This window comes from Saccharomonospora iraqiensis subsp. iraqiensis (assembly GCF_000430445.1).
Taxonomy (GTDB): domain Bacteria; phylum Actinomycetota; class Actinomycetes; order Mycobacteriales; family Pseudonocardiaceae; genus Saccharomonospora; species Saccharomonospora iraqiensis.
Genome location: NZ_KE387139.1, coordinates 4,988 through 7,019, shown reverse-complemented (window position 1 = coordinate 7,019; position 2,032 = coordinate 4,988). Strand labels below are relative to the sequence as shown.

The window sequence follows — 2,032 nt, the reverse complement described above, 5'->3', positions numbered from 1 at the left end:
GCGGAGCTGGCGAGTGCGGCGCGCCAGGTGGTGCCCGCCGCCGCCCGCTCCTCCGACCGGGTGGAGCTGACGCACGTCCTGATCGAGCTCGCGGAGACCACCGTGCGGCTGGTCGCGACCGACCGGCTGCGGATGGCGATCCGCGAGCTGACCGCGTCGGCCGCCGACGGCACCGCCACCCGGGTCCTGGTTCCGGCCGAGGCGCTGCTGGAGGTCTCGACCTGGGCGGTGCGCCATCCCGAGCTGCGGCTGACCGCCGAGGAGGGGCGGGTCCGGCTCGTGGCGGGACCGGACGTCGCGCAGGACGTGCGCACCCTGCCCGTGCTGGACGCCGACTACCCGGACTACCGCAGCCTGCTTGCCGCCCTCGACCCACCCCGGTACCGTGTGCTCACCGACCGTGTCGCGCTCGGCGACGCACTCGCGCGCCACGGCTCCGGGGCCGTGGTGATCGAGGCCGACCGGGACACCCTCCGGGTCGGGGACACCGACCTGAGCGCGGTCTGTTCCACGCCGCTGCGGCTCGCGTTCGACCCGGCTGTACTGGGGCCGATCGTCGAGGCCGGTGTGGGTCCCGAGGTGCTGCTGGAGACCGGCGGACCGACCGGGCCTGCCCTGGTGCGCTCGGCCGACCAGGGCAGCTACACCACGCTCGTGATGCCCGTCGCGCTCGACTGACCCCGTACCGCGACCGGACGTAGATCCAGATCACAGCGCCCCGACGAAATACTTAGTAGCACTAACAAGTTGTGCGGGAAGGCCGGAGACTGCGCAGAGGACCCGACGCGACGAGGAGGCAGCGTGAGCGTGACGACGGACGTGGCCGACACGGACGCGACCGACACCGACACGGTCGCACCGGGCAAGGGCCGCACCGCACGCTTCGCACTCATTCTCGGCGGGCTGACGGCGTTCGGGCCGCTGTCGATCGACATGTACCTGCCCGCCCTGCCGCTCATGGCGGAGGACCTCGGCTCCACGGACGCCGTGTTGCAGCTCACCCTCGCCGTGTTCCTCGTCGGTCTCGGCGTCGGCCAGCTGGTGGCGGGGCCGCTCTCGGATTCGTGGGGGCGGCGCGGTCCCCTGCTCGTCGGGGTGTCGATCTTCATCGTGGCCTCGGTGTTCGCCGCGGTCAGCCCCTCGGCGGAGGTCCTGATCGCCGCCAGAGCGGTGCAGGCGCTCGGCGCGGCGACCGGGATGGTGATCGCCCGTGCGGCGGTGCGCGACCTGTTCTCCGGGGCCGCGATGGCCCGGTTCTTCTCGGTGCTGATGCTGGTCGTCGGGGTGGCGCCGATCCTCGCTCCGGTGATCGGGGGACAGCTGCTGGAGTGGACGTCGTGGCGTGGCATCTTCGTCACGCTCACCGTCTTCGGCGGCCTCCTGCTGGTGGTCGCGGCGCTGGCCCTGCCCGAGACACTGCCGGTGGCGGGACGCCGACCTCCCCGGTTCGGCCGCATCGTGCGCACCTACCGCGACCTGTTGGCCGACCGGGTGTTCTTCGGCTACGTGGTGACCGTGGGCCTCGCGTTCGCGGCCATGTTCACCTACATCTCCGGCTCGTCGTTCGTGCTCCAGGACCTCTACGGCCTCTCCCCCGGTGAGTACAGCCTGGCGTTCGGGATGAACGGCGTCGGCCTGGTGATCATGACCCAGGTCAACGGCCGGATCGTCGGCCGCTTCGCCCCCCGCACGCTGCTGCGCACCGGCCTGACCATGGTCACCGTCAGCGCGTCGGGCGCCGTCCTCGCGGTGCTGGCCGGTCTCGGCCTGCCGGGGCTGCTGACGCCGCTGTTCTTCATGGTCTCCTCCGTCGGGTTGATCATGCCGAACGCCACGTCACTGGCCCTGGCCGACCACCCGCGCACCGCCGGATCGGCCTCCGCGCTGCTCGGGGTGGTGCAGTTCCTCGTCGGCGGGTCCGCCTCGCCCCTGGTCGGTCTCATCGGTGGCGACTCGGCACTGCCGATGACGATGATCATGGCGGTCGCGGCCGCGGCCGCCCTGACCGTGTTCCTCGTCCTCACCCGGCCGC

General features: G+C 72.2%; 2 protein-coding genes. Both read left to right on the top strand.

Features of this window, described 5'->3' with window-relative positions; translation table 11 throughout:
• On the top strand, positions 1 to 678 hold a 678-nt coding region (locus ACTIR_RS0120870; RefSeq protein ID WP_026455720.1), incomplete at its 5' end, for a DNA polymerase III subunit beta.
• 123 nt (positions 679 to 801) lie between these two features.
• On the top strand, positions 802 to 2,032 hold a 1,231-nt coding region (locus ACTIR_RS24685), incomplete at its 3' end, for a Bcr/CflA family multidrug efflux MFS transporter (protein ID WP_154663833.1).